The sequence below is a fragment of the Pseudomonas sp. AD21 genome (assembly GCF_002878485.1).
Lineage (GTDB): Bacteria > Pseudomonadota > Gammaproteobacteria > Pseudomonadales > Pseudomonadaceae > Aquipseudomonas.
In genome coordinates this window covers 20,692-46,108 of sequence record NZ_NQYG01000038.1, presented here as the reverse complement: position 1 = coordinate 46,108, position 25,417 = coordinate 20,692, and the positions used below count along the sequence as shown (strand labels likewise).

The 25,417-nt window shown below is 60.4% G+C and carries 18 protein-coding genes; 5 read left to right on the top strand and 13 right to left on the bottom strand.

The window, feature by feature from the left end:
• Positions 1-100 precede the first annotated feature (100 nt).
• Complete coding sequence (gene tadA, locus PseAD21_RS20245; RefSeq protein WP_102357349.1) at positions 101-601, bottom strand: tRNA adenosine(34) deaminase TadA; 501 nt, start codon at positions 599-601, stop codon at positions 101-103.
• Positions 601-1,977, bottom strand: a complete 1,377-nt coding sequence (locus PseAD21_RS20240; RefSeq protein ID WP_102357347.1) for a multicopper oxidase family protein — start codon at positions 1,975-1,977, stop codon at positions 601-603. Before PseAD21_RS20240 ends, tadA begins: the two co-directional genes overlap by 1 nt.
• Before the next feature lie 225 nt (positions 1,978-2,202).
• On the opposite strand from PseAD21_RS20240, the gene PseAD21_RS20235 reads away from it, so the two are divergent.
• Positions 2,203-6,846, top strand: coding sequence for a membrane-targeted effector domain-containing toxin (locus PseAD21_RS20235; RefSeq protein WP_102357346.1), 4,644 nt, complete (start codon positions 2,203-2,205; stop codon positions 6,844-6,846).
• A gap of 81 nt (positions 6,847-6,927) precedes the next feature.
• Here the strand turns inward: PseAD21_RS20235 and guaA are convergent, their stop codons facing one another.
• The 4 genes from guaA to PseAD21_RS20215 all read right to left on the bottom strand — a co-directional run bounded on the left by guaA (position 6,928) and on the right by PseAD21_RS20215 (position 11,659).
• Positions 6,928-8,505, bottom strand: coding sequence for a glutamine-hydrolyzing GMP synthase (gene guaA, locus PseAD21_RS20230; RefSeq protein ID WP_102357344.1), 1,578 nt, complete (start codon positions 8,503-8,505; stop codon positions 6,928-6,930).
• Between the two features lie 100 nt (positions 8,506-8,605).
• A complete protein-coding gene (gene guaB, locus PseAD21_RS20225; protein WP_025109204.1) occupies positions 8,606-10,075 on the bottom strand; it encodes an IMP dehydrogenase in 1,470 nt (489 codons plus the stop codon).
• Positions 10,076-10,191: 116 nt separating this feature from the next.
• Positions 10,192-10,740 (bottom strand): hypothetical protein, encoded by a 549-nt coding sequence (locus tag PseAD21_RS20220; protein ID WP_025109205.1) that lies wholly within the window; start codon positions 10,738-10,740, stop codon positions 10,192-10,194.
• A 151-nt stretch (positions 10,741-10,891) separates the two neighbouring features.
• Entirely contained in the window at positions 10,892-11,659 is a 768-nt protein-coding gene (locus PseAD21_RS20215) for a sulfite exporter TauE/SafE family protein (RefSeq protein ID WP_102357343.1), read from the bottom strand.
• 100 nt (positions 11,660-11,759) lie between these two features.
• Here PseAD21_RS20215 and PseAD21_RS20210 point away from each other — a divergent pair, with 100 nt between their 5' ends.
• The 4 genes from PseAD21_RS20210 (at position 11,760) to leuA (ending at position 17,140) form a co-directional block, all read left to right on the top strand.
• Positions 11,760-12,689 (top strand): LysR family transcriptional regulator, encoded by a 930-nt coding sequence (locus PseAD21_RS20210; protein WP_102357342.1) that lies wholly within the window; start codon positions 11,760-11,762, stop codon positions 12,687-12,689.
• A 99-nt stretch (positions 12,690-12,788) separates the two neighbouring features.
• Complete coding sequence (xseA, locus tag PseAD21_RS20205) at positions 12,789-14,168, top strand: exodeoxyribonuclease VII large subunit (RefSeq protein WP_102357341.1); 1,380 nt, start codon at positions 12,789-12,791, stop codon at positions 14,166-14,168.
• A gap of 3 nt (positions 14,169-14,171) precedes the next feature.
• Positions 14,172-14,996: a peptidoglycan DD-metalloendopeptidase family protein gene (locus PseAD21_RS20200; protein ID WP_102357340.1), complete on the top strand. Its 825-nt coding sequence runs from the start codon at positions 14,172-14,174 to the stop codon at positions 14,994-14,996.
• 464 nt (positions 14,997-15,460) lie between these two features.
• A complete protein-coding gene (gene leuA / locus PseAD21_RS20190) occupies positions 15,461-17,140 on the top strand; it encodes a 2-isopropylmalate synthase (RefSeq protein WP_102357339.1) in 1,680 nt (559 codons plus the stop codon).
• A gap of 164 nt (positions 17,141-17,304) precedes the next feature.
• On the opposite strand, the gene PseAD21_RS20185 is transcribed toward leuA, so the two are convergent.
• From PseAD21_RS20185 to ispG, 7 genes are all read right to left on the bottom strand, one after another.
• The gene (locus tag PseAD21_RS20185) at positions 17,305-18,096 is read right to left on the bottom strand and encodes an amidohydrolase (RefSeq protein ID WP_102357360.1); all 792 of its coding nucleotides are present in this window, start codon (positions 18,094-18,096) and stop codon (positions 17,305-17,307) included.
• The gene (locus tag PseAD21_RS20180; RefSeq protein ID WP_102357338.1) at positions 18,084-19,232 is read right to left on the bottom strand and encodes a pyridoxal phosphate-dependent aminotransferase; all 1,149 of its coding nucleotides are present in this window, start codon (positions 19,230-19,232) and stop codon (positions 18,084-18,086) included. Before PseAD21_RS20180 ends, PseAD21_RS20185 begins: the two co-directional genes overlap by 13 nt.
• A gap of 236 nt (positions 19,233-19,468) precedes the next feature.
• Positions 19,469-20,938, bottom strand: coding sequence for a ribosome biogenesis GTPase Der (gene der, locus PseAD21_RS20170; RefSeq protein ID WP_102357336.1), 1,470 nt, complete (start codon positions 20,936-20,938; stop codon positions 19,469-19,471).
• Between the two features lie 213 nt (positions 20,939-21,151).
• A complete protein-coding gene (bamB, locus tag PseAD21_RS20165) occupies positions 21,152-22,303 on the bottom strand; it encodes an outer membrane protein assembly factor BamB (protein ID WP_102357334.1) in 1,152 nt (383 codons plus the stop codon).
• A complete protein-coding gene (locus PseAD21_RS20160; RefSeq protein WP_102357333.1) occupies positions 22,296-22,937 on the bottom strand; it encodes a tetratricopeptide repeat protein in 642 nt (213 codons plus the stop codon). The genes bamB and PseAD21_RS20160 overlap by 8 nt, the downstream gene beginning before the upstream one ends.
• A gap of 41 nt (positions 22,938-22,978) precedes the next feature.
• Entirely contained in the window at positions 22,979-24,268 is a 1,290-nt protein-coding gene (gene hisS / locus PseAD21_RS20155; protein ID WP_102357331.1) for a histidine--tRNA ligase, read from the bottom strand.
• Positions 24,269-24,304: 36 nt separating this feature from the next.
• On the bottom strand, positions 24,305-25,414 hold the full coding sequence (gene ispG / locus PseAD21_RS20150) for a flavodoxin-dependent (E)-4-hydroxy-3-methylbut-2-enyl-diphosphate synthase (protein WP_003227888.1): 1,110 nt from the start codon (positions 25,412-25,414) through the stop codon (positions 24,305-24,307).
• Between the last annotated feature and the right edge of the window lie 3 nt (positions 25,415-25,417).

Sequence of the window (25,417 nt, the reverse complement as noted above, 5' to 3'; positions counted from 1 at the left end):
TGATCATTGAGCTTTTCAAAACTTGAGTTCGACTCGGTATCTCAGGTCGACGGACTTAGCCCATCCAGCTCGGTCAGTCCCCTCTCCCTCTGGGAGAGGGTTAGGGTGAGGGGCTTTTTGCTCTTCGGGCGCGGAAGAACTCGGTCAACACCGCCCCGCACTCCTGCGCCAGCACTCCGCCTTCATACAGCACCCGGTGATTCAAAAAGCCCTGGGTGAAAAACTGCCCCTGACTCTGCACAATCCCCGCTTTCGGCTCCAGCGCGCCATACACCACGCGCGCCACCCGCGAATGCACGATCAGCCCGGCACACATGCTGCACGGTTCCAGCGTCACATACAGCGTGCTGCCCGGCAGCCGATAATTGTTTAGCGCTTGGGCGGCCGCACGAATCGCGACCATTTCCGCATGTGCGCTCGGGTCGCTGCCACTGATCGGACAGTTGAAGCCGCGACCGATGATCTCGCCGTCCTGCACCAACACCGCACCCACCGGCACTTCGCCAAGCGCTGCGCCTTGTGCGGCGAGGACCAGGGCTTCGCGCATGAAGTCACGGTCACGGCTGCGGTCGATGATCGCAGCGGGGCGAATCTGGCGCATCACTTCACCTCGATGGCGGCCATCAGGCCGGTTTCCATATGGTCGATCACGTGACAGTGGAACATCCACACCCCCGGGTTATCCGCCACCAGCGCCACTTGCGCACGCTCGTTCTTGCCCAGCAGATAGGTGTCGGTGAAGTACGGAATGACTTTGTGCCGGTTCGACGCAATCACCTTGAAACTCATACCGTGCAGGTGGATCGGGTGTTGGTACTGGGTCATGTTCTTCAATTCGAAAATGTAGCTCTGGCCGAGTTTCAGGCTGGCGATCGGCCGATCGGCGCAGGTCTTGTCGGTGATGTCCCAGGCCTTGCCGTTGATCTGCCACAGGCTCGGCGGCTTGCCATTGTCGACGTTGACCGACACCGAGCCGACCCATTCGAAATTGAAGTTGAGTTTCTCGGCATTCGCCAGATCCGGCTCGGCCACCGGGTTCGCGGGCAAGGCTTTCGGCCACTCGGTCGGCGCATCGTTATTGGCCACCGAGCGCAAAGTCCCCAAACGCACCGGGCCGTTACGCAGCGACAACTCTTCACCGGCCGGCGGGGCCTTGATCGCCAGACAAATGCGCATGCCCGGGCCCAGCCAGTATTCCTTGCCCAGCGGCCGCGGCTCGACCGGGGTGCCGTCCAGTGCGTAGATCATCGCTTCGACACCGGGAATGTTGATGCGATAAGTCAGGGTGTTGTCGAGGTTGAGCAGGCGCACCCGAGTGATCTGCCCGGCCGGCAATTCAATCACCGGCGTCGGTACGCCGTTGATGGTCGAAAGACGCCCCGCCGTGCCGCCACGCGCCGCTTCCCGGGGGATGCTGAATTCGACGAAGTTACCTTCATCGTCGATGTGCCAATTCTTCAGGCTCAGGGTCTTTTCGTACTTGAACCCGGTCGGTTCGCGCTCTTCGACGATCAACGGCCCGACCAGTCCGCGCCCCAGCTCTTCGCTGCTGCTGACATGCGGGTGATACCAGTAGCTGCCGGCATCCGGCACGCGGAATTTGTAATCGAAGTATTCGCCGGGCAATACCGGCAATTGCGAGACGTACGGCACGCCGTCCATCTCCAGCGGCAGACGAATGCCGTGCCAGTGGATGGTGGTCGCCACCGGCAGATGGTTGATGAAGCGCACCCGCAGCCATTCACCCTGACGCACGCGCAATTCGGTGCCCGGTGCCGAAGGGCCGAACGCCCAGGCCTCGGTCTTGTGCCCCGGCACCAGTTCCACGTCCAGCGGCGCAGCGATCAGCTCGTAGTCGTGGCCTGCGTCAGCGTCGGCCATCTTGCCCAGCCAGTAGCGCGACGCGCCTCCCGCCCCGACACCAACGACAACAAGACCGGCCAGGCCACCGAGGATTTGGCGACGGGTAAAGGACATGAACTCAACTACCTCTCGTATGCATCGGGCTGGCTGCCCGCAAAAGGCAAATACGATACACCTGCAATTGCGAAACAGTAAGGCCGGCGCGGCACAAGGACGCAGTTGCACCTCGCGCGTACACGATTTCGACTGACCAGGTGACATAACTATGTAGTGCACATGCATCGAGCAGCCGGGTCACCCTGTACCACACGTTTTCTCAAGGACCGAGAGTTCACCCACATGCCAAACCCACTGCCCAACGCCACAGACAAGGCTGCGCTCAAGGCTATTGCCGCCACCGTCATCCAGACCTGCCCGAGCCTGCAGGACGCTGCCCGACAAGTCGCCAGCGATTTGCTGAAGAAATACCGCGTCCGCGGACTCGATCCGGATCAGGTGTATTTCCACCGTTTCGACGCCTCGCAAAGCAGCACGAAAGCCTTCACCGGTTGGGAACATGTACACGCCACACCCACCTCGAGCATGACGCTGACCCAACTGGTGACTCACCGCTTTCGCGTCGCCGATCAGGACAACGCCGACCTGCTCGACGTGTATGCCGGTTTCTACAGCGCAGGTCCCGACGCCCGTACCTTCGACGACAGCAATGAAGTGCGCCTGCACGGCAACGACGTGCTCAAGGAGTTCTGGAGCATCGACTTCAGCTCGCTGTACGACGCCCAACTGCGCGACTTCTGGAACACCAGCGGCGGCGATTTTCGCACCCTGGCCAAGTGCAATTTCCTGATCAACGCGGTACAGGCGCGGGACAAACGTCAGTTGAGCGACGAGGACTTCCTGTTCGTCACGCAAGCGGTGATCGGCCCGCTGACCTGGCCAGTGAGCCTGCAAATGCTGCAGGCACAACACCGTTGCCCGAACAGCGTGCGCACGCTGGATCTTGCCGGTTACGCGGCTATCAACGTCCTGCGTTTCGTCGCGCCCAAGGGCCGGCAGATCCTCTACCTGCCCGGCGAAAGCAATGCCTTCCAGGTCCTGGAAACCGCCACCGACCTGCACTTCCGGATGTTGCAACGGATGAACAAACCCGCTGCGCGCGAGACATTCCTTGCGCACTTCTCGCTGAGTGACCGGCAGCAGATCAACGATGACCTTGGCGATCTGATGAATCGTCTGGTGGCAACGTGGGGCCGCTACGACCATTCCATGATCAATCAGCACAACCGCACGGTCAGCGGCGACGCGTTCACCTGGCTGAGCGACTCGACGCAGGCGGCGATGTTCGCCGAGGCCAGCCTTTCCCTGACCTCCAATGGCGATCTGCGCAAGAGCCTGTGGATCGGCTACCTCAGCGCCGGGGTCAAGGTGTTCGGGCCAATGGCGGTGGTGGGCTGGCCAATCGCATTGCCGGTAATCGGCGCCAGTATTGCCAACATGGGGCTGAACATCGATCAGGCGGTCCATGGCAAAACCGCCGCCGAGCGCAAGGCCGGGATCCTCGGTGCCGTACTCAGCGGCATCGACATGCTGTTCAACCTGCTGGTGCTCAAAGGCCCGGGATCGTTGGTCGAAGTCGGTCCCGAAATTGATGCGGCCGAAGCGACGGAGATGGCCGACCTGATTGAGGGCAATCAATCTGAAAGCGCACCACCGACGATCCAGGCGTCACCCGCCCCGAATGATCTGCCGGCACCGCAGACGGCTGGCTCAGAGATACCGGAGTCCTTCAGGATCAAGCAGACATTGGGCGCGGACACATTGATCAGCGAGCCCGGGAAACTCCGTGGCATCCATCGACTCGCCTCCAATCCCTCGTCCGCGATCACCCTCGGCGATAACGCCTACTTCGTGCGTTTTGAGGAAAATCTCAATGGTCGTGGCACTTGGGCAATCATCGATCCGACCCGCCCCGAAGCCTTCTCCGGTTCGATCCCTGTACGGTTGAACGCTGCGGGTGCCTGGGAAGTTGCGCCCAGGCTGGGGCTTCGCGGCGGTGTTGATACGCCAATGATCGCGGGAGCAGGTCAAGCAAGCGAAGCCACCGGCGAAACCTGGGCACCGGCGCCGGGCATCCATGTTCCCGGCCTCGATGATCCGGCCATGCGTGCCTGGGCACTCGGCGGCCCGGATCTGCAAGGCCAGTTTCGCCGAGCCTGGACGCTGGGCGGCATCGACATGCACAGCGTAGTCCAGCCAGAAAACGGCGCTGGCAGTGCGCTGATGCCCGCCGCAGACGACGCGGTGGTCTCTTTCAGCGAATTCGATCTGGCGCAGGAACAACCCCGTGCAACGCTGATCAATGATGCCAACGCCTGGTACGAACTGCACCCGCCCGTACCCCGCCCACCGGTCATTACACAAACGCCCGTCGCGTCCGTGACCGATCTGTTCGAGGCCGCATTGACGGAGAAACCCGGGTTGGTCATCGGCGAAAGCCGGGGCAGCGTCGGCAGTAAGCAACTGCTCATTGAAGACATGCCCAACCTCGCTCGCAACGGCGTGAAAACCCTGTATCTGCAAGAGTTGTTGGCCAACGTCAACCAACTGGATCTGGATGCTTTCGCCCGCACCGGAGAGATGTCCGAGGAACTGCAAAGCTACCTGACCCGAATCGACTTCAGGGCCGGCAACGACCCGGATGGCAGATTCAACCTCATGGCCCTGGTCAAAACCGCCAACGCCGAGCGCATCCGGGTACAGTCCCTCGATCTGTCCACCACCTACAACATCAATAAGGATCCGCTGCATCCGTTCCCCAATCAGCAGATGAGCAGAAGCTTTTTCGCCGCCGAGGTCATCCGCTTTGATCAGGAACTCAATGGCCCAGGCAAATGGGTTGCGCTGGTCAATCAGGAAAACATGAGCACCTTCCGCGGTTATCAGGGTATCCGCGAACAGACCGACGCCTTGAGCATACGTATCGATGATGTGACGCCGGGGCAGGCACAGGCCATCGGCTCCGACCCTGGCCTGGCGGTGGAATATGCCGATTACCCCGACTCCCCGGTCGAAGAGATTGCCGGTGGCCTGAGCGATCCGGACAGCATTCAGAATCTGATCAAGGGCGACTGGCAGGTGCAAGTGGAAACGCCGTGGGCGTACCGCACCCCGCAGAATCTGCGAGCGCTTTTGCCAGAACCGGGGATGTTCACTTTTCAGCGCTATCGCAGCAGTTTGCTGGTGGTCTACCGCAATGCCGAGCGCCACATGGCCGACAGCGCGATCAGAATGACGCCCGGCGGCCGGCTCAATCTGGATACACCGCTTGCCCCGGCCCATGAGTCGCTGACCGTGGACACGCTGGACGAGTTGAAACAGGCGCTTGTCGAAAAAGGCCTGAAGCCGATGGGCTGGCCTGCGACCAGTGCTGCAACATTGCTGGAAGACAATGCGCACCCGGTCATTCCGCTGAGCTGGCAGGCCAACGAATTACTGGACGGGATTGCTCCCGTGAGCGGGCCAGGCAAACTCCAGGGCATTTATCTGCTCGACTCGAATCCTTCGACCGCCATCTCTATCGATGACAGCGCCTATTACGTACGCTACGAAACCGACATCAACGGAACAGGACACTGGGCTGTCATCCATCCCGAGCAACCCCAAGGCTTCACTCGCTCGATCCCGGTCCGCCTGAATCCGCAGGGTGAATGGGAAACCATGCCCCGCGCAGGACTCAGCGGCGGTGGCAAACCTTCGGCGCTGGCCGGTTCGAGCAGCCGTAGCCCGCTGCCCTCCCTGCCCGCCTCGCAATATGACGTACCTGCCCCCCTCAAAGTACATCTGGAGGAAGGCGCGGCCGGACTGAACGATGAGGCATTGCGTGACTATTACGACAGCCTGAACGGTTTCGATGCCTACCGCGAATTCAAGGCCATTCGTAAACGCCTGTATCGCGACGCGCTGGACTTTTTCAGCACCTTGCACCTGCCCGAACGCCCTCCCGTACCAACCTTGGCTGAAGATGCGACAGCCGAAGAGATCATCGAAAAAATCCTCGAGCATGCCCGCGGCCTGGTGATCGGCGAGAGCCATACCGCCATCGGCAGCAAGCAATGGTTGATCGAGAACATGCAGTTGCTGGCCAGCAAACAGGTGAAAAGTCTGTACATGGAGCATTTGCTGACGGACTTCCATCAAGCCGCACTGGATGAGTTCTTTCAGACCGGTAGCATGCCGGAAAAACTCGAGGCTTATCTCAAGGCGCTCGATGTCGGCAATATGACCGACCCGCTGGAGCGCTACACGTTTCTGGAACTGGTCAAGGAAGCCAGAAAGCAGGGAATCCATGTGCAAGCCATCGATTGCATGGCGAGTTATCGGCTCAACGGGATGGACCTGCCTTCCATCGATGAGACGGCTCGCCAGAAAATGATGAATTACTTCGCGCGCTTGATGATCCGCGCGGACCAGTCCGCACGCGGCGCACACAAATGGGTAGCGTTGATGGGCAACTCGCACGCCAACAACTTCGAGGGGGTTGCCGGCGTCAGCGAGCTGGAAGAGGCCATCGGCATTCGCGTCGAGGATGTTCCCGAAGGGACTTCGCGCGCAATAGACGTCGACCCCGGGAAAGTCCTGCCGTTGGGCGGTAGCGTAAATGATCGTTCGGCACTGGTCAGGGGCGATCTGCGCCTGCAAATCGAAACGCCCTGGACTGCGCAGACCATGGCGGATTTCGAAAAGCTGCTGCCTCGCTACGGCATGTATTCCTTGAAGCAACAACCCCACATGACATTTATCGTCCATCGCAGCCGCAGTAAAGAACTGGTGCGCACCCTCATTGAAAATGACGGGACACGCTTCTACATCGAACGCCCGAGCTGGCCTTCGGTCAGCGGCAAACGTTACCCCAGCATGAAAGCGCTGTTACAAGCACTGGATGACATGGGCATGCAACTGGGCGGGTGGTCAAAACCGCTGTAACGCAAAAACAGAAAAGCCGTGTGAAACGGATTTCACACGGCTTTCGGTTGCAGCGATCAAGCCTTTACGGCTTGCGCAGGATCACTCCCACTCAATCGTCGCCGGCGGCTTGCTCGACACGTCGTAAGTGACGCGCGAGATACCTTCGATTTCATTGATGATACGGCCGGAAACGGTTTCCAGCAGTTCGTAAGGCAGGTGCGCCCAACGTGCGGTCATGAAGTCGATGGTTTCCACGGCACGCAGGGCAACGACCCAGGCGTAACGACGGCCATCGCCGACCACGCCAACCGATTTCACTGGCTGGAATACCACGAAAGCCTGGCTGACTTTGTGGTACCAGTCGGCTTTACGCAGTTCTTCGATGAAGATGTGGTCAGCGCGACGCAGCAGGTCGGCGTATTCCTTTTTCACTTCACCGAGGATGCGCACGCCCAGGCCCGGGCCCGGGAACGGGTGACGGTAGACCATGTCGTACGGCAGGCCCAGTTCCAGGCCCAGACGACGGACTTCGTCCTTGAACAGTTCGCGCAGTGGCTCGACCAGTTTCAGGTTCATCTCTTCCGGCAAACCGCCCACGTTGTGGTGCGATTTGATCACGTGGGCCTTGCCGCTTTTCGCGCCAGCCGACTCGATCACGTCCGGGTAAATGGTGCCCTGAGCGAGGTACTTGATGTTTTCCAGTTTGTTCGACTGGGCATCGAATACGTCGATGAAGGTGCGACCGATGATCTTGCGCTTCTTCTCCGGGTCGGCTTCGCCGGCCAGGTTGTCCAGGAACTGATCTTCAGCGTTGGCGCGGATCACCTTGACGCCCATGTTCTCGGCGAACATGGCCATCACTTGCTCACCTTCGTGCAGGCGCAGCAGGCCGTTGTCGACGAACACGCAGGTCAGTTGATCGCCGATGGCCTTGTGCAGCAGCGCCGCAACCACCGATGAGTCAACGCCGCCGGACAGGCCCAGCAGCACGTTGTCGGTGCCGACTTGTGCGCGGATGTTGGCGATGGCGTCTTCGGCGATCTTCGACGGCGTCCACAGGGCTTCACAGCCACAGATATCGAGCACGAAGCGCGACAGGATGCGACCACCCTGCTTGGTGTGGGTCACTTCCGGGTGGAACTGCACGCCGTAGTAAGCGCGATCGTCGTTGAACATGCCGGCGATCGGGCAGCTCGGGGTGCTGGCCAGGATGTGGAAGTCTTCCGGCATCTTGGTGACCTTGTCACCGTGGCTCATCCATACGTCGAGACCGAACAGGCCGTCAGCGTCGATGTGGTCTTCGATGCCGTCGAGCAGGCGGCTCTTGCCGACCACGTCAACGCGGGCGTAACCGAACTCACGCAGCTCGGAACCTTCAACCTTGCCACCCAGTTGCTCGGCCATGGTCTGCATGCCGTAGCAGATACCGAAAACCGGCACGCCAAGATCGAAGACGGCTTGCGGGCAACGCGGGCTGTTGGCTTCGTGCACGGACTCGGGGCCGCCGGCGAGGATGACGCCTTTAGGTGCGAATTCGCGGATCGCATCTTCGTCCATGTCGAACGGGTGCAGTTCGCAGTACACACCGATTTCGCGCACGCGGCGAGCGATCAGTTGGGTGTATTGCGAACCGAAGTCGAGGATCAGGATGCGGTGAGCGTGAATGTCGAGGGCCATGATTCAGTCTCGTCTTAAGTAATTCAGAAACAGTCGTGATTCAGAAACAACTCGGGGCTGAATAAAACAGCCCCGGTTGCTTGATGATTTGCTTGAAGGCTTAACCTACGCGGTAGTTTGGCGCTTCTTTGGTGATCTGCACGTCGTGTACGTGGGATTCGGCCATACCGGCACCGGTGATCCGCACGAACTCAGGCTTGGTGCGCATTTCTTCGATGTTGGCGCTACCGGTGTAGCCCATCGAGGAACGCAGACCGCCCATCAACTGGTGAATGATCGCGCTCAGGGTGCCTTTGTACGGCACACGGCCTTCGATCCCTTCAGGTACAAGCTTCTCGGCGCCTGCCGAGGAATCCTGGAAGTAACGATCGGAAGACCCTTGAGCCTGGGACATGGCGCCCAGCGAGCCCATGCCGCGATAAGCCTTGTACGAACGGCCCTGGAACAGTTCGATTTCACCCGGCGCTTCTTCAGTACCGGCGAACATCGAGCCCATCATCACGCAGGACGCACCGGCCACGATGGCCTTGGACAGGTCACCGGAGAAACGGATACCGCCGTCGGCGATCAACGGAACGCCGGTGCCTTCGAGGGCAGCAGCAACGTTGGCGATGGCACTGATTTGCGGCACGCCGACACCGGCGACGATACGGGTGGTGCAGATCGAGCCAGGGCCGATACCGACCTTGACCGCGTCGGCGCCGGCTTCGGCCAGGGCCTTGGCAGCTGCGCCGGTGGCGATGTTGCCGCCGATCACCTGCACTTCAGGAAAATTCTCTTTGACCCAGCGAACGCGGTCGATCACGCCTTTGGAGTGACCGTGCGCGGTGTCGACCACCACCACGTCCACACCGGCATTGACCAGAGCGGCAACGCGGTCACCGGTGTCTTTACCGGTACCGACTGCTGCACCAACACGCAGACGACCTTGATCGTCCTTGCTGGCCAGCGGGTAGGCTTTGGCTTTTTCGATGTCTTTGACGGTCATCATGCCTTTGAGGGCAAACTTGTCGTCGACGATCAGAACTTTTTCCAGGCGGTGCTTGTGCAGCAGTTCGCGGACTTCGTTCTTGTTGGCGCCTTCACGTACGGTGACCAGACGCTCTTTAGGCGTCATCACTTCACGTACGGTGGCATCCAGGCGGGTTTCGAAGCGCACGTCACGGGAAGTGACGATGCCGACCAGGTCGCCATCGTGCAGCACCGGAACGCCGGAAATGTTGTGCATGCGGGTCAGGTCGAACAGATCACGAACCGTGGCGTCAGCCTCGATGGTGATCGGATCCTTGACGACGCCGGCTTCGAACTTCTTGACCTTGCGGACTTCGGCAGCTTGCTGCTCGATGGTCATGTTCTTGTGGATGATACCGATACCACCTTCCTGAGCCATGGCAATTGCCAGACGGGCTTCAGTGACGGTGTCCATGGCAGCGGAAACCAGTGGAATATTCAGCTCGATGCCACGGGTAAGGCGGGTCTTGAGACTGACTTCGTTAGGAAGCACCTCGGAATAACCAGGCACTAGGAGAATGTCGTCGAATGTCAGAGCTTCTTGGCTGATACGCAGCATCGCGGGGGCTCCCGAGCGGGAAAATGGAAGCGCGCCATTATAGTCAGACACCCCCTGCTGTTCAACGTAAAACTCAGCTTAATATCAATGTTACTGATGTACGGGAATCCCCGCCTCTACAGCTCTACCTTGACCCACGAGACAGGTTGATCGAGCCAATCAGCAAACTCATCGATAAAGCTCTGCTTGAACCCGGCCTCCAGCCAGTTGTTGAAGATAAAACCCAGGTTGGAAAACGCACATTCCTGCAAGTACAGAAAGCCGTTGATGTCGTCTTCATGCCCGCATTCAGGGCAGGTGAAGTTGTCGGTGCGCCCGGGCATCCAGTCTTCCAGGCTCTCGAACAACGCTTCACCGACTTCGCGGCGGCACTCGGCGCAACCGGCTTCTTCGAGAAACCCCTTGGCCGGGGTATAGATGCAGCGCTTGACGATGATCTCCAGGCCGTTGATCGGTTCACCGAACGGCAACGCCTCGGGGTGCAGCACCACCGCGCGCGCGCCATCGGCAATCGCATGCCCCATGCGGTTGCCGGTGCGGCCGCAGGTGGTCAACTCTTCTTCGATGATGTTCTTGCGCACCAGCCAGCGCACGATCGCCCGGGCCCGGGGTTCGTGGACCGGCAGGGTGGAGATTTTCGGGACGATGATGCTTTGCGAATTCATGGAAAGTCCTGCGGTATGGCTTCTGACGCCTTCGCGAGCAAGCTCACTCCCACAGGGAACTGTATTCCAATGTGGGAGCGACGGTGCGACGATTCGACTTGCTCGCGAAGAGGCCCTGAAGGCCGGCAGCTTAATCCCTGACGAAATCCGGTCAAGTGCTGAGATAGCGCCCGATCAGCGCAATCCCGCTGGCCAGCACCAGCCACGTCACCAGTCGCACAAACGCCTCGCGCGACAACTTCATGGTCAGCCGCCGCCCGATCCACAACCCCAGCGCCATGGCCGGCAACAGACACAGCGCCAGCATCAACAAGGGTAGCTCGGCATACACCCCGGCGATAGCGAACAGGCTCAAACGCACCACCGTGCTGCAACTGATCAACGCACTTTGTGTGGCCCGGGCCGCGTCCTTCGGCAAGCGGCTGTTGAGATAGATCGCATACAAGAAGCCGCCACTGCCAAACAGCGCACCGAATAGCCCGCCCACCGTGCCCATCGGCAGCGCCCACCCGGCGGACAACTGCGTCGGCCGGGTTTTCACCCACAGGCTATAAACCGCATAAGCGCTGATGAACAACCCCATCAACAGCAACAACAGATCGGATTGGAGGTTAAGCAGGAAAATCACCCCCAATGTGCACCCCACCGCCATGCAGGGCAGCAGCCGCAACAGCTCGGGTTTGGCCACGTCCCGCCGCGAGGGCAGCAGATTGCCGAACGCCGCGACGAAATCCAGCAGCACCAACAACGGCACAATCTTCGACAACGGCATGAACAGAATCAGAATCGGCCCCGCGACCAGCGCCGTACCGAATCCGGCAATCCCGAAAACGACATAGGCCAGCGCGATGCCCAAGCCGATCACCGCCCAGCCGCCCGCGCCCCACGACCACTCGTTCAACAATCCCAGCACATTCATCGATTCACTTCCTTTATAAGCCTGAGATGACTTTAGCCAGCGCCGAGCGTTGCGACTAATATGCTCAAAGCCACTTACTCATCTCGAAAAGGCATATCAGGTGCTCTCGACCCGTCAACTGCGCTACTTCGTGGAAATTGCCGAGTGCGGCAGCTTCAGTGCTGCCGCTGAACGCCTGTTCATCGCGCAATCGGCCCTGAGCCGGCAGATCAAGGACATGGAAACCCGCCTGCAAACGCCACTGTTCGAACGCACCGCGCGCCAGCCTCGGCTCACGGCCGCAGGCGAGGCGTTTTTACCGCGAGCCAGAAACCTGCTCAATGAACTGAGCAAAGCCAGCGCAATGGCGACCGAAGTCGGCAACGGCCAACTTGGCACGTTGCGCCTGAGCCATTCCAGCACCGTGTCGATCAGCGGACATTTATTACGCCGGATCAGCACATATCTTGATCAGCAGAATGGCGTGTCGCTGGACATCGGCAAGCTGTCCTCCGAGGCGCAGCTTGAGGAACTGGCGCAAGGTCGTCTCGACATTGGTCTGTTGCGTCTGCCGGTATTGCGTCAGCGTGAAGGCATTCAGGTGGAGCCTTTATTCACCGAGCGCCTGTTGTTGGCGGTGCCGGCCGGTCATCGCCTGGCCGATTCAGCCTCGGTCGAACTGGCGCAACTGAGAGACGAGCCGTTCATTTCGATTCCGCATCCACAGCGCGGCGGACTCAGCTATCTGTGTGCCGACCTGTGCATGCGCCAGGGTTTCTTCCCCAAAGCGGCGCGGGTGATGTCGCGAAAGACCACCCAACTGCAACTGATCCAGGCTGGATTCGGCATCGCCCTGCTGCCCGAATCGATGCAGGACATTGCGCCCGGCGGCGTACGATTTCTGGCGCTGAGCGATCCCGATTGCCAAAGCACGGTCGCCCTCGCCTACCGGCAAAACCCCACGCCACTGGTCCACCACTTCATCAATATGTTCACAAAACCCTGTGGGAGCGGGCTTGCTCGCGAAGGAGGTATGTCAGTCGAAACTTGAATTGCCTGACACTCCGCCTTCGCGAGCAAGCCCGCTCCCACAAGGGGTTTTGTGTTGGGTCATGGTGATTGGCAGGCGAATGCCCTTAAACTGCGCCCCATGATTAAAGATCCCTTTTCAAGGCTCGGCCTTGACCGTGAAGTCCTGACCGTCAGCCAGCTCAACGGCCGCGCGCGGGTGTTGCTCGAAGACGTGTTCAGCAACATCTGGGTCGAAGGCGAAATCTCCAACCTCGCTCGCCCGGCGTCCGGCCACGTGTATTTCACCCTCAAGGACAGCGGTGCGCAGGTGCGTTGCGCGTTGTTCCGCAACAATGCGGCGCGAGTGCGTCAGGCGTTGAAGGATGGCCTGGCGGTAAAAGTACGCGGCAAGGTCTCGCTGTTCGAAGGGCGTGGCGACTATCAGTTGATTCTCGACACCGTGGAGCCTGCCGGTGACGGCGCGCTGCGCCTGGCCTTCGATGCGCTTAAGGAAAAGCTCAGCGCCGAAGGCCTGTTCAGCGCCGAACGCAAAGTGCCGCTGCCGGCGCATCCGCAGCGCATCGGCATCATCAGTTCGCCAACCGGCGCGGTGATTCGCGACATCATCAGCGTGTTCCGCCGTCGTGCGCCGCAGGTGCAACTGACGTTGATTCCTACTGCCGTGCAGGGCCGCGAAGCCACCGCGCAAATTGTTCGCGCGCTGAAACTGGCCGATGCCCGTGGTTTCGACGCGTTGATCCTCGCTCGTGGCGGCGGCTCGCTGGAAGATCTCTGGTGCTTCAACGAAGAGGCCGTGGCCCGTGCGGTAGATGCTTGCGTCACGCCGATCGTCAGCGCCGTCGGGCATGAAACCGATGTGTCGATCAGCGATTTCGTCGCCGACGTCCGCGCACCAACGCCCTCCGCTGCCGCCGAATTGCTGGCCCCGGACTCCAGTGACCTGGTGCGCCGGGTCGAAAGCCTGCATCGTCGACTGGTGATGCGCATGCGCGACCGTCTGATGCGCGATCGTCTGCGCCTGGAAGGCATCTCCCGCCGTTTGCGTCACCCCGGCGAGCGTCTACGTCAGCAGGCTCAGCGTCTGGATGACCTGGACATGCGCATGCGCCGGGCGTTCGAGCGTCAACTCAATACCCGTCGCGAACGCCTGATCCGTCTGGAAACCCGCCTCGCCAGCCAGCACCCGGGACGCCAACTGGCAATGTTGCGCCAACGCCTCGACAGCCTTGCCGAACGCCTGCCCCGGGCCATGCGCGAAGGCCTGAAAAGTCGTCGCCTGCAACTGCACAGCCAGATGCAGACGCTGCACGTGGTCAGCCCGCTGGCGACCCTTGGTCGTGGCTACAGCATTCTGCTGGATGAGCGCGGCCAGGCGATCCGTAACGCTGCGCAGACTCACACCGGCCAGCGCCTGAAAGCCAGACTTGGCGAAGGCGAACTGCAAGTGCGCGTCGAGGACAATCACCTGACGCCCGTCACCCTTTCTCTACTGGACTGATCCATGCCGCGTTTTTTCGCTCCGTTACTGTTGCTGTGTTTGACCACCTTCAATGCCCACGCCGACAGCTACATCACCCGTCTGCTGAACAAACCGGTGCCGGGCGGCGTGGCGGTGGTTGATCTGGGCGCTGCCGCGCAGGCGCCAAAAGCCACCTATCAAGGCAAACCGGTGCTGGTGGTCAAGGAACAGAACAACTGGCTGGCGATTGTCGGCGTGCCGCTGACAGTCAAACCCGGCAGTCAGCAAATCAGCAGCGGCGGGCGTAATCTGCCGTTCACGGTGGGCAACAAGAAATACCCGGAACAGCACATCACCCTGAAGAACACCCAGCAGGTCAACCCGAACCCGGCCAACCTCAAGCGCATCGAGGGCGAACTGGCCGAGCAGATCAAGGCTTACCGCAGCTTCAGTCCGAACACCCCGAGCAACCTGTTGCTGGACAAACCGGTCAACGGGCCGCTGTCGAGCAAGTTCGGTGTACGCCGCTTCTTCAACGGTGAAGAGCGCAATCCTCACGCTGGCCTCGACTTCGCCGTGCCGGCGGGTACGCCGATCAAGACCCCGGCGGCGGGCAAGGTGATCCTCACCGGCAATTACTTTTTCAATGGCAACACGGTGTTTGTCGACCATGGGCAGGGCTTTATCAGCATGTTCTGCCATATGTCGAAGATTGATGTGAAGGTCGGTGATCAACTGGCCCGTGGCGCGGTGGTCGGCAAGGTTGGCATGACCGGCCGTGCGACCGGCCCGCACATGCACTGGAATGTCAGCCTGAATGATGCGCGGGTGGATCCGGCGATTTTCATTGGCGCGTTCCAACCTTGAATAGGTGTTGAGGCCACTGGCCTCTTCGGGAGCAAGCCCCCTCCCACATTGAAATTGTGTTGCGAACACCATCAACTGTGGGAGCGGGCTTGCTCGCGAAGGCGGCCCATCCCACACCGCAAATACTGCTGACACCCCAGCAGCTTCAATTGCGCCCCAATCAAACCCCGCGCAAACATCACAAAGATCGCCCGCCTAAAGCACAATAAAATCGCGCAGAACCCCGCTTTTCGAGTATTCCTCTCAATTTTTTTCGACTGCTTGCCATCCTCTCACCTCGCGGTTAGGGTTGAAGGCATGAAAACCTCTCACACCCTTATTCAGCTTCGCCAGCACCGCAGCCTGTGCCTCGTCAGCGCACGACTGCCGGGCTGAATCGCTGCGCCTCGTCCCAAGCTGTTCCCCGAACATTCGTAACACCGGCAGGCCGCCTCTTTTCGGCCCAGACAATAAGGAATTTCCCGATGAGCATGCTCAAAGACCCGTCTTCGAAATACCGCGCGTTTCCCGTCATCAATCTGCCAGATCGCACCTGGCCGTCGAAAACCATCGACGCCGCGCCGATCTGGTGCAGCTCCGACCTGCGTGACGGCAACCAGTCGTTGATCGAGCCGATGGACGCGGTGAAGAAGCTGCGCTTCTGGAAAACCCTGGTTCAGGTGGGCGTGAAGGAAATCGAAGCCTCGTTCCCGGCCGCTTCGCAAACCGACTTCGACTTCGTGCGTACCCTCATCGAAGAAGGCCACATCCCGGACGACACCACCATTCAGGTGCTGACCCAGGGCCGTGAAGACTTGATCGAGCGCACCTTCGAATCCCTGCGTGGGGCGAAGAAAGCCATCGTTCACTTGTACAACGCCACCTCGCCGTCTTTCCGTCGCATCGTCTTCAACCAGGACAAGGACGGCATCAAGGCCATCGCGGTCAACGCCGCCAAGCTGTTCGTCAAATACGCGGCGATGCAGCCGGACACCGAGTGGACGTTCGAATACTCGCCGGAAACCTTCAGCGCCACCGAGCTGGAATTCGCCAAGGAAGTCTGTGACGCGGTGATCGAGGTCTGGAACCCGACGCCTGAGCACAAGATGATCCTCAACCTGCCGGCCACCGTTGAGTGCGCAACGCCGAACATCTACGCCGACCAGATCGAGTGGTTCGGCCGCAACATCAACCGTCGTGACAGCGTGATCATCAGCCTGCACACCCACAACGACCGTGGCACCGGCGTCGCCGCCACCGAGCTGGGCCTGATGGCCGGCGCCGATCGCGTCGAAGGCTGCCTGTTCGGCAACGGCGAGCGTACCGGTAACGTCGACCTCGTCACCGTAGCGCTGAACATGTACACCCAAGGCGTCAACCCTGAGCTGGACTTCTCCGACATCGACGGCGTGCGCAAAGTCGTCGAAGAGTGCAATCAGATCCAGGTACACCCACGTCACCCGTACGTCGGCGACCTGGTCCACACCGCATTCTCCGGTTCGCACCAGGACGCCATCCGCAAGGGCTTCGCCCAGCAGAAACCGGACACTCTGTGGGAAGTGCCGTACTTGCCGATCGACCCGGCCGACATCGGCCGTAGCTACGAGGCGGTGATCCGCGTCAACAGCCAGTCGGGCAAGGGCGGTATCGCTTACCTGCTGGAACAGGAATACGACATCAGCCTGCCGCGTCGCATGCAGATCGAATTCAGCCAGGTTGTGCAGCGTGAAACCGACCGTCTGGGTCTGGAGATGACTGCCAAGCAGATCCACTCGCTGTTGATCAGCGAATACCTGCAAGCCAACACCCCGTATGCGCTGGTCAGCCATCGCCTGCAGGAAGAGAACGGCAACAGCGCCGTCGAAGTGGAAGTGGCGAGCAAGGGTCAGGGCGAAACCAACCTGCACTGGCGCGGCAAGGGTAACGGCGCGCTGGAAGCCTTGGTGGCCGGCCTGCCGATCCCGGTGGAAATCATGGACTACAACGAACACGCGATCGGCGCGGGCACCAACGCCAAGGCAGCGGCTTACATCGAGCTGCGAGTGAACGGTGAACGTGCAGTGCACGGCGTGGGTATCGATGAAAATATCACCACCGCCAGTTTCAAGGCGCTGTTCAGCGCACTGAACCGCTCGTTGAGCCAGCCGGAAGCGAAAGCGGCGTAAGCGACCGCTGAAATGCAAAAGGCCCCGGAGTTTGAACTCCGGGGCCTTTTTTTGCGATCGTTCCCATGCTCCGCGTGGGAATGCCTCAAGGGACGCTCCGCGTCCAGTGATGCGGAGCGTCACGGGCTGCATTCCCACGCAGAGCGTGGGAACGATCGGCTGCCTCAGGTGAACTCGAAGGTATCCGCATCCAGATTCGCCGGAAAACGTTCGCGATAGGCTGCCAGCTCAGCCGCTTCCAGCACTGCTTTGAACACCCCGTCCGCCTCCCCCGCCGCCAGCAACGTCTCGCCCTGGAAATCCAGCACCTGACTGTCGCCGGTATAGGCAAAACCCTTGCCGTCAGTGCCGACGCGATTCACTGCCGCCACGTAGCACAGGTTTTCAATCGCCCGCGCCGGCAGCAAGCGGTTCCAGTGCAGACGCCGCGCACCCGGCCAGTTGGCGGTGTACAGCAGCAGGTCGGTGTCCTGGGCGTCGCGGCTCCACACCGGGAAGCGCAGGTCGTAGCAAATCAGCGGGCGGATGCGCCAGCCCTTGAGTTCGAACTGCACCTGGCGTTCGCCGGGGGTGTAATGGTTGTGCTCCCCGGCCATGCGGAACAGATGGCGTTTGTCGTAATGCCAGACTTCACCGTCCGGCCGCGCCCACAGCAGGCGGTTGCGATGACTGCCGTCAGCCGCCTGAATGATCACGCTGCCGGTAATCACCGCATTGAGCTTCGCCGCTTGCGCCTTCATCCACTTGCTGGTCGGGCCATGCTCGGCTTCTGCGAGGGTCTCGGACTCCATCGAGAAGCCGGTGGTGAACATCTCCGGCAAAATAATCAGGTCTGCCCCTCGGGCCTGCTCCAACAGCACATCGAAGTGCTCAAGATTGGCCTGACGGTCGTGCCAGGCCAGGCTGGTCTGGATCAGCGCCAGATTGAGATCGGGCAACGCACTCAGATCACGCATAGTTTTGCCGCCGCTTCGCGCAGCGTCTCCTCGCGTTTGGCAAAGCACAGCCGCACCAGGCGCTGGCCTTGCGGTGGATTCTGGTAGAACACCGACACCGGGATGCTCGCCACACCGTGTTCTCGGGTCATCCACATCGCCATGTCGACGTCATTCAAGTCGGGACGAATCTGCGAGTAATCGACCAGTTGGAAATAGGTGCCGGTCACGCGGGTGAAGGTGAATCGCGACGCCGCCAACAAGTCGCAGAACAGGTCGCGCTTGGCCTGATAGAAACCCGGCAGCTCTTCAACGTGCTCCGGATGCTCGGCCATGTAATCGGCCAATGCGTGCTGCAGCGGCGTGACACCGCAGAAACTGACGTACTGGTGCACCTTGCGCAGCTCGGCGGTCAGCGCTGGCGGTGCGACGACATAGCCGGTTTTCCAGCCAGTGACGTGATAGGTCTTGCCGAACGAGCTGACCACGAAGGCACGCTGATACAACTCTTCGTGGGCCAGCATGCTGACGTGCGGCACGCCGTCGAATACCAGGTGCTCATAGACTTCGTCGCTGATCACATAGATATCGCGATCACGGATCAATGCTGCCAACTGATCGAGCTCGGCACGACTGATCAGTGCGCCGCTCGGGTTGTGCGGAGTATTGAGGATGATCATCCGCGTGCACGGCGTCAGGGCTGCACGGAGTTTGTCGAAATCGATGGAGAAATCTTTCAGTCCAAGCTGCACGTGGACGCAGCGGCCGCCCGCCAGTTCCACTGCCGGCTCGTAGCTGTCGTAAGCCGGATCGAAAACGATGACTTCATCACCCTTGTGGATAACGGCCTGGATCGCGCAGAAGATCGCCTGGGTCGCGCCGGGCGTCACGGTCACTTCGGTATCGGCATCCACCTGTGCGCCGTAGCTGCGGGCGATCTTGGCCGCGATCTGCTGACGCAGTGCCGGCAAACCGGTCATGGGTGAATACTGGTTATGCCCACTGGCAATATGCCGACCTACCGCATCGCGCAGCGACTGCGGACCATCGAAATCCGGAAAACCCTGGGAAAGATTGATCGCTCCGGTCTGCGCCGCGAGCTGAGACATCTGCGTGAAAATAGTGATGCCGACATTCGGCAGCTTACTGGTGATCATCGAGGGGTTCCCTGCTCTACACCCGGCTCTGACGGCGGCGCGGGAGAGCCCGAGAATAGCCCATCCGGCGCCCATAAAAAAAGGGCGCCGGATGGCACCCTTCTCTCATGTTGATCGTTCCCACGCTCTGCGTGGGAATGCAGCCTTAGACGCTCTGCGTCCGCCGCTTTTGTGACGCAGAGCGTCACGGGATACATTCCCACGCGGAGCATGGGAACGATCAACGGTCAGCGACCTTACTTCTTGTCGCGGCGCTTCTTGCTGGCTTTCTTGTTGTGCGACATCAAACGACGCTTCTTGTTGACCTGGCGGTCGGTCAGCGTGTTCTTGTTGCCTTCGTACGGGTTCTCGCCGCCCTTGAACTCGATGCGGATCGGCGTACCGACCAGCTTCAGCACACGGCGGTAAGTGTTCTCCAGATAGCGCACATACGACTTCGGCACTTTCTCGATCTGGTTACCGTGAATCACGATGATCGGCGGGTTCGCACCACCCAGGTGAGCGTAACGCAGCTTGATCCGGCGGCTGTTGACCATCGGCGGCTGGTGCTCGCTGACCGCGTCTTCGAGAATCTGGGTCAGACGGCTGGTCGGCCAGCGGGTGACCGCGGACTTGAACGAGTTCTGTACCGAGGCGTAGAGGTTGCCCACGCCAGTACCGTGCAGTGCCGAGATGAAGTGGATGTCGGCAAAGTCGACGAAGAACAGACGACGTTGCAGCTCGACCTTCACGTAGTCGCGCTCGCTCGGGGTCATGCCGTCCCACTTGTTGATCGCGATCACCAGCGCACGACCCGCTTCTAGGGCGAAGCCCAGCAGGTTGAGGTCGTGATCGACCACGCCTTCGCGGGCGTCCATCACGAAGATCACGACGTTGGCGTCTTTGATCGCCTGCAGGGTTTTGACCACGGAGAATTTTTCGACTTCTTCGTGGATCTTGCCGCGCTTGCGCACACCGGCGGTGTCGATCAGCGTGTACTTCTCGTCGTTACGCTCGAACGGGATGTAGATACTGTCGCGAGTAGTGCCGGGCTGGTCGTAGACGATAACCCGGTCTTCACCGAGCATGCGGTTGACCAGGGTCGACTTGCCGACGTTCGGACGGCCGATGATGGCGATCTTGATCCCGTCTTTTTCGCTCGGGCCAGGAATGCGCTTGGCTTCCTCGCCTTCGGCAACGATCTCTTCTTCGCCGTCTTCCGGCTCTTCTTCATCTCTCGGGAAGTCGCCCAGAGCGATTTCCAGCATCTGAGTGATGCCACGGCCGTGAGCACCGGCGATAGGAATCGCGTGGCCCATACCCAACGGAGCGAATTCGGCGCGGGCCATTTCCGGGTCGATGTTGTCGACCTTGTTGGCAACCACGTAGGAACGCTTGTTACGTTTGCGCAAATGCTCGGCGATCATCTGGTCGGCGGCGGTAAAACCGGCCTTGGCATCTACCAGGAACAGAACGACATCGGCTTCTTCAATGGCCAGCAGCGACTGCTCGGCCATTTTTTCGTCCATACCATGCTCGTCACCGGAGATACCGCCGGTGTCGACCAGAATGTAGGAACGCCCTTGCCACTTGGCCTCACCGTACTGGCGATCACGGGTCAGACCGGACAAGTCGCCGACAATGGCGTCGCGAGTCCTGGTCAGGCGGTTGAACAAGGTGGACTTGCCGACGTTCGGTCGGCCCACCAGGGCGATTACGGGAACCATTCGGCTCTCCACTTCGTTATTTCAGAAAATACAAAAGCCGCTGCGAGGCAGCGGCTGGTGCTCGGGGCAACACTGTGGGAGCGGGCTTGCTCGCGAAAAACCGTAGCAGCACCGCGTTTATTCAGCCTGTACGCGTCATCGTTGACGCCCTTCGCGAGCAAGCTCGCTCCCACAAGTGAGGCTGCCTGGGGGTGTTAACCCCAAGCATAGTTGTTACTTGATGGTCAGGGCTTCCAGTTTGCCGCTGTTGCCATACACATAGATCGTGTTGCCCACCACCAGCGGACGGGCACGCAGGCCATCGCTGTCGATACGCTCACGACCCACGAAACGACCGTCCACCTGACTCAACAGGTGCAGGTAACCTTCCAGGTCACCAACGGCTACGTAGCTGGAGAACACTTCCGGCGCCGACAGCTGACGGCGGGCCAGCGAGTCGTTGCTCCACAGCGCGGTGGTGGAACGCTCGTCGACGCCTTCAACGGTGCCCGAAGACAGGCTCACGTAGACGTTGCCGAAACCTTGGGCAACACCGGCATAGCTCGACGCATCGCGCTGCCAGAGTTGACGGCCGCTTTGCAGATCGAGTGCCGCGACGCGGCCCTGATAGCTGGCGACGTACAAGGTTTCGCCGGACAGCAGCAGACCGCCGTCGATGTCGACCACGCGCTCCAATTCCGAACGACCGGTTGGAATCGCGACCCGCTGTTCCCAGACCGGCACGCCGTTGGAAATATCCAGGGCGACTACTTTACCAGTCGACAGGCCAGCCACCGCGAGGCGGTTGGTCACGACAGGAGCACTGGTACCGCGCAAGGTCAGTACCGCCGGGGTGCTGTCGTAGGTCCAGCGACGGTTGCCGGTAGCCGCGTCCAGACCGATCAGACGATCGTCCTGAGTCTGCACCACCACCACGTCACCGTTGTTGGCCGGTGGCGCGAGGACTTCGCTGGACACCCGGGCGCGCCACTTCTCCTCGCCGTTGATGGCGTCGAAGGCAACAATTTCACCCTTCAGGGTACCGATCGTCACCAGACCGTAACCCACGCCAACGGCGCCGGAGACAGGCAGGTCAAGATCCTTTTTCCACTTCACGTCGCCATTGCTGCGATCCATGGCCATCAGCACGCCGGTCACATCGGCCGCGTAGATGGTGTCACCGTCGATCGCCGGCACCAGCATGTTATAGGTTTCGCCCTGACCGTCACCGATCGAACGGCTCCACTGCTTCTGCAGAACCACTTCTTCTTTGAAGTCGGTCAGCTCGGCCGGTGGCAGTTCTTTTTTGCTGTTGCTGCTGCAACCCGCGGCCAGAATGGCCAGAGCCAGCAATGCTGCATGCTTCCAACGGATCACGTCACGCATCCCCTTTGGCCAGGTCGTCGAGCTTGATTTGAAGGCCGCCGACTGCCGCTTCATCCGACAGTGCCGCCTTGGCTTTTTGATACGCCGCGTTCGCTTCGTCAGTACGGCCCAGCTGTACCAGCAGGTCGCCCTTGAGCTCTTCACGAGTGGCCAGGAACGCCTTGTCGGCATCGCCGTCGAGCAGCTTCAGGGCTTCATCGGCCTTGTTCTGCGCACCCAGCACCTGTGCCAGACGCTGACGGGCGATTTCGCCCAGCGCCGGGTTGGCCGGTTTGGCAACAATGGCTTTGAGTTCGGTCGCCGCGTCGTCCAGCTTGCCGCTGTCGACCGCCACTTTGGCCACGAACAGGCTGCCGTACTGTGCGTACGCGGTGCCGCCGAATTCGCTGTTGAGCTTGCCGGCCAGATCCGCAACGCGCGCAGCGTCAGGCTTGCCGTCCGGGGTCAGCGTGGTTTCCAGCAGTTGCTGATAGAGCACCGAGGCGCCTTGCGACTGGTTGCTCTGATACTTGTGAAAAGCCTGCCAGCCGAACACGATGACCAGCGCCAACAGGCCGCCGGTGACCAGAGGTTTGCCGTTGCGTGTCCACCAGTCCTTCAAATCCGCCAACTGTTCGTCTTCGGTACTCGACACCCCAATACTCCTTAATCGCTAAATCGGCTGTTTAGACAGCTTCAACCCTGCACGACGCAGGTGGCCAGGTGAGCGGCAAGCGCATCCCAGGCAATGCTTTGTTGTTCGCCCTGGCCACGCAGGGGTTTGAAACCTACCACTTGCTGGGCCATTTCGTCGTCACCCAGGATCAGTGCGTACAGTGCACCGCTCTTGTCGGCTTTCTTGAACTGGCTTTTGAAGCTGCCAGCGCCGGCATTGACTTGCAGGCGCAGGTTTGGAAGCTGGTCACGCACACGCTCGGCCAGGGCCAGACCGGCCAGTTCGGCCTGCTCGCCAAAGGCGCAGAGGTAGACATCGACCTGACGGGAGATTTCTTCCGGGATCTGCTCCAGGGTTTCGAGCATCAACACCAGACGCTCGATGCCCATGGCGAAACCCACGCCAGTGGTTGGCTTGCCGCCCATCTGCTCGACCAGACCATCGTAACGGCCGCCGGCGCAGACAGTGCCCTGGGCACCGAGCTTGTCGGTGACCCATTCGAAAACGGTTTTGCTGTAGTAATCGAGGCCGCGAACCAACTTCGGGTTGAGCACGTAAGGAATGCCAACGGCATCCAGACGCGATTTCAAGCCTTCGAAGTGTGCTCGCGACTCGTCGTCGAGATAGTCGGCCATCTTCGGCGCATCGACCAATACCGCCTGAGTGTCGGCATTTTTGGTGTCGAGCACGCGCAGCGGGTTGGTTTTCAGGCGACGCTGGCTGTCTTCGTCGAGCTTGTCATGGTGCGCCGAGAGGTACTCGACCAACGCTTCACGATAGCGACCACGGGACTCGCTGGTGCCCAGGCTGTTGAGTTCGAGCTTGACCGCATCACGGATGCCCAGTTCGCCCCACAGGCGCCAGGTCATGATGATCAGCTCGGCGTCGATGTCCGGACCGTCGAGGTTGAACACTTCCAGACCGATCTGGTGGAACTGGCGATAACGGCCTTTCTGCGGACGCTCGTGACGGAACATCGGGCCGATGTACCAGAGTTTCTGCACCTGGCCACCGCCGGTGATGCCATGCTCGAGCACAGCACGCACGCACGCCGCGGTGCCTTCCGGACGCAGGGTCAGGGAGTCGCCGTTGCGGTCTTCGAAGGTGTACATCTCTTTTTCGACGATGTCGGTCACTTCACCGATCGAACGTTTGAACAGCTCGGTGAATTCGACGATCGGCATACGGATCTGCTTATAACCGTAGTTATCCAGCAGACGCGCGACAGTGCCCTCGAAATAACGCCACAGCGGGGTCTGTTCGGGCAGGATGTCGTTCATGCCACGAATGGCTTGCAGAGACTTGCTCACTTTAAATCCTTAAATTCGTTCGGCGCTTCAGTCAGGTCAGCCGCGTGCGATAACCGCTGCGTCAGCTTCGACCTTCTCGGCCGCTTTCTGGCGGATCAGCTTTTCCAGCTCATCCACCAGATTGTCATTCGTCAGTTTCTGCGACGGCTTGCCGTCGATGTAAATCAGGTTTGGCGTGCCGCCGGTCAAGCCGATATGGGCTTCCTTGGCTTCGCCGGGGCCGTTGACCACACAACCGATCACCGCGACATCCAGCGGCACCAGCAGGTCTTCAAGGCGCCCTTCCAGCTCGTTCATGGTCTTGACCACATCGAAGTTCTGCCGCGAGCAGCTCGGGCAGGCGATGAAGTTGATGCCACGGGAACGCAGATGCAAAGACTTGAGAATGTCGTAACCGACCTTCACTTCCTCGACCGGGTCGGCCGCCAGCGAGATGCGGATAGTATCGCCAATCCCTTCGGCGAGCAGCATACCTAGGCCCACGGCGGATTTCACTGTGCCCGAACGCAATCCACCGGCTTCGGTGATGCCCAGGTGCAGCGGCTGGACGATTTCCTTGGCCAGCAAGCGGTAGGCTTCGACGGCCATGAACACGTCGGAGGCTTTCACGCTGACCTTGAAGTCCTGGAAATTCAGGCGTTCGAGGTGTTCGACGTGACGCAGCGCGGATTCGACCAGCGCGGCCGGCGTCGGCTCGCCGTACTTCTTCTGCAGATCCTTTTCCAGGGAGCCGGCGTTGACGCCGATGCGGATCGGGATCCCGCGATCACGGGCAGCGTCGACCACGGCGCGCACACGGTCTTCACGACCGATGTTGCCCGGGTTGATGCGCAGGCAGTCCACCCCCAGTTCGGCGACGCGCAAAGCGATCTTGTAGTCGAAATGGATGTCGGCAACCAGCGGCACCTTGACCAGTTGCTTGATCTTGCCGAACGCCTCGGCGGCGTCCATGTCCGGTACCGAAACGCGGACGATGTCGACGCCGGCAGCTTCCAGACGATTGATCTGGGCAACGGTGGCAGCCACATCATTGGTGTCGCTGTTGGTCATGCTCTGCACAGCGATAGGCGCATCGCCGCCAACAGGCACGTTACCGACCCAGATCTTGCGCGAAACGCGACGTTTGATTGGAGATTCGCCGTGCATGAC